Annotated in this window: 2 protein-coding genes; both read right to left on the reverse strand. The window is 52.0% G+C overall.

The window, feature by feature from the left end:
* Positions 1-121: 121 nt before the first annotated feature.
* The gene (gene istB / locus EXY20_RS38645; RefSeq protein ID WP_135557772.1) at positions 122-880 is read right to left on the reverse strand and encodes an IS21-like element helper ATPase IstB; all 759 of its coding nucleotides are present in this window, start codon (positions 878-880) and stop codon (positions 122-124) included.
* A 74-nt stretch (positions 881-954) separates the two neighbouring features.
* Positions 955-2,523 (reverse strand): IS21 family transposase, encoded by a 1,569-nt coding sequence (istA, locus tag EXY20_RS38650; protein WP_135557773.1) that lies wholly within the window; start codon positions 2,521-2,523, stop codon positions 955-957.
* Between the last annotated feature and the right edge of the window lie 227 nt (positions 2,524-2,750).

Raw genomic sequence — 2,750 nt, forward strand, 5'->3', positions numbered from 1 at the left:
TGCGTATTCCGGAAACTTTGGACAGTCATTCCGGTAAGTAATGGACAGTTATTCCGTTAATGTTTGGACATTCGTTCCGGAAACTTTTGGACACCTGAACTCTCTCAAGAAGGCTCTTTTCTTACATACCAGAATTTCCACCCGTTGGCAAGATAATAGATGCCCGCCGCATCGTATCGCCCTGGATCTTAAGACGGTATGCCCTGTGGATTAGACGATCAAGAATAGCATCTGCTAGCGTCGCATCGGCAAAGTGCTGGTACCAGAGATCAACCGGCAATTGACTGGCAATGCAAGTGGAATGCAGCGAAACGCGATCATCCAAGATGTCTAGTAGCTCTCTGCTTTCTGAGACTCCGACCGGAGCAAGCCCCCAGTCATCCAGGATGAGCAGGTCTACCTTGGTCAGTTGGTTGGCTAATCTCCCGTACGACCCATCACCTTTGGAAAATACAATGTCCTGAAACAGTTTAGACATCCGGTAATACCGAACGTGAAAGCCCTGACGGCAAGCGGCAGTAGCCAGCGCGCATATCATGAACGTTTTACCTACACCCGTGGGACCCGTAACGAGAAGGTTGTGGTGTGAGGTCAGCCATTGTCCGGTCAGAAGCTGGCGGATTAAGGGACGATCGAGCTCCCTCGGTGTGGAAAAATCGATGTCCTCCGGGTTCGCTTGTACCTTCAATTTCGCATCGCGCAGCAGCTTGGTGACGTGACGATTCTGCCTTTCGGTCCATTGGTGATCGACCAATAACCCGAAACGTTCTTCAAAGGATAGTTCATTCATTCGTGGATCTTGTAGCTGTCGCAAGTAGGCGTCGGCCAGGCCCTGCAGGCGCAGCTTGCGCAGAATGTCTACGGTTGGATGAGTTAGCATTCAGAACCTCCACAGTACGAGTATTGGGGGCGAAACGGCGATGCTGGCAATCACGCCGTTTCGCTGGAATGGGATTAGTGCAACAACTTGTTTGCCCGAGTTTCCTGGTAATAGGCGGCGCCGCGAACATTCTCATGTACAGGCGTGGGAGCTTCAGGCAGGGAGAGAGGAAGCTCTAGTTGTTCCAGACCTTTTTCAAGAATCGACTTCAGACTTTTGTAGGAGAAGGCTCCTACGGCAACGGCCCTTGCCGCCGCTGCTTCCAGCCGCTCTTTGGGGTAACGTTTACTGAGACTCAGAATGCCTAAGCATCCCCGGTAGCCCTGCTCCGGGTGTGGAAGTCGGTTCAGAATCCCTTCCACCAGCTTGCCGGTGTTCGGACCGGTGCTGGTTCCCCACTGGATTAAGCGGGAGGGTGTCCACTCCATATGCTTCTGGTGAGATTTCGGACGGTGAGCCGGCTCTGTGACCATTAGTCCCTTCCGGTGAGCTCTGCGGTGACTGGCCACTCGTTTACCATGGTCGTAGATCTCCACGACGAATTCGGTCATGCGGACATCCACCTGATGCTTGACCAGCGTGTAGGGAACGCTGTAATGAACATAGTCAACCGTGATATGGTAGTCGATGTTGACCCGGGCCATTTTCCAAACGGCAAATTCATAAGGCTTGGCTGGTAAAGGCTTCATAGCCGGTTTGTCCAGGCTCTCAAACAAGCTTTTTCGAGACCCCTCCATTTTTTGAAATGGTTTCTCGTTGAGCCGGACAAGCAGTGCCCGTATCGCCTCGTTTAGTTCGCCCAGGGTAAAGAAGCGGCGGTTTCGCAGCACGGCAAGTATCCAGCGTTCGACGAGCAGAACGGCAGACTCGACTTTGGCTTTATCCTTTGGTTTGCGCGGCCGGGCAGGTAAGACAGCACAGCCGTAGTGGGATGCCATCTCGTAATAGGTGCGGGTGATGCCAGGTTCATAACGGTCGGCTTGCTTGACGGCGGCTTTCAGGTTATCCGGTACAAGAAGCTCGGGGACAGCACCAAAGTACTGAAATGCTCGTACGTGGCCGTTGATGAAAGATTGAAGACCTTGCCCCCACTGGGCCTCTACATAGGTGTAATTGCTGGCACCAAGCGTGGCGACGAACAGCTGCGCTTCTTTGATTTCACCGGTCTCCACATCGATCACGGAAATGGTAGGCCCCGCGTAATCGATGAATAGCTTTTCTCCGGCCTTGTGCTCTTGCCGAAGTGTGAGCTGCTGCGTCTTCTTCCACTGGTTAAACCGCTCGCAAAATTGACTGTACTGATAACCCTCGGGGTGTTGGTTCTTGTACTCAAGCCAGAGAAGCTGCAGGGTGACACCCTTTCTCTTGGATTCCTGATACAAGTGACTCCAGTCGGGTTCTGTCCGCTTCTTTGGCCTTCCAGTTGCTTTTGGAAACAGCATGGATTCTACTTTTCGTTCGTCCAAATGGGCTGGAATGGGCCAGGCGAGAGCAGCTTCTTTAGCACGAGCTAAGATACTACCGACGGTGCTCGGGGAGAGAGACAAACTGCGAGCGATGGCTCTTTCGCTTAGATCCGATTCGGCATTCAAGCGAAGAACATCTAAGATGCGTGGCAAGGCGATCCTCCTTTGTTTGGGCATTGCTGTATACTCCTTTCTGCTAGTGTCCTGGGAGACATTCGCGAGATTGGAATGATACACCTTTGCTAAAAGTGGATGCCAACTTGAGAGGGGAAACTGGAAAGAGAAACTGTCCAACCATTTCCGGAATGAGTGTCCAATACTTTTCGGAATGACTGTCTACATATTACCGGAATAGGTGTCCAAATCTTTTCGGAATGAGTGTCCAAACATTACCGGAATACGCA

The sequence above is a fragment of the Paenibacillus cymbidii genome (assembly GCF_004764705.1).
In the GTDB taxonomy this organism is placed as follows: Bacteria; Bacillota; Bacilli; order Paenibacillales; family NBRC-103111; genus Paenibacillus_AN; species Paenibacillus_AN cymbidii.

Coding starts and splice junctions, on each gene's coding strand:
- istB (WP_135557772.1), bottom strand. CDS start 880: ATGCTAACTCATCCAACCGTAGACATTCTGCGCAAGCTGCGCCTGCAG.
- istA (WP_135557773.1), bottom strand. CDS start 2,523: ATGCCCAAACAAAGGAGGATCGCCTTGCCACGCATCTTAGATGTTCTT.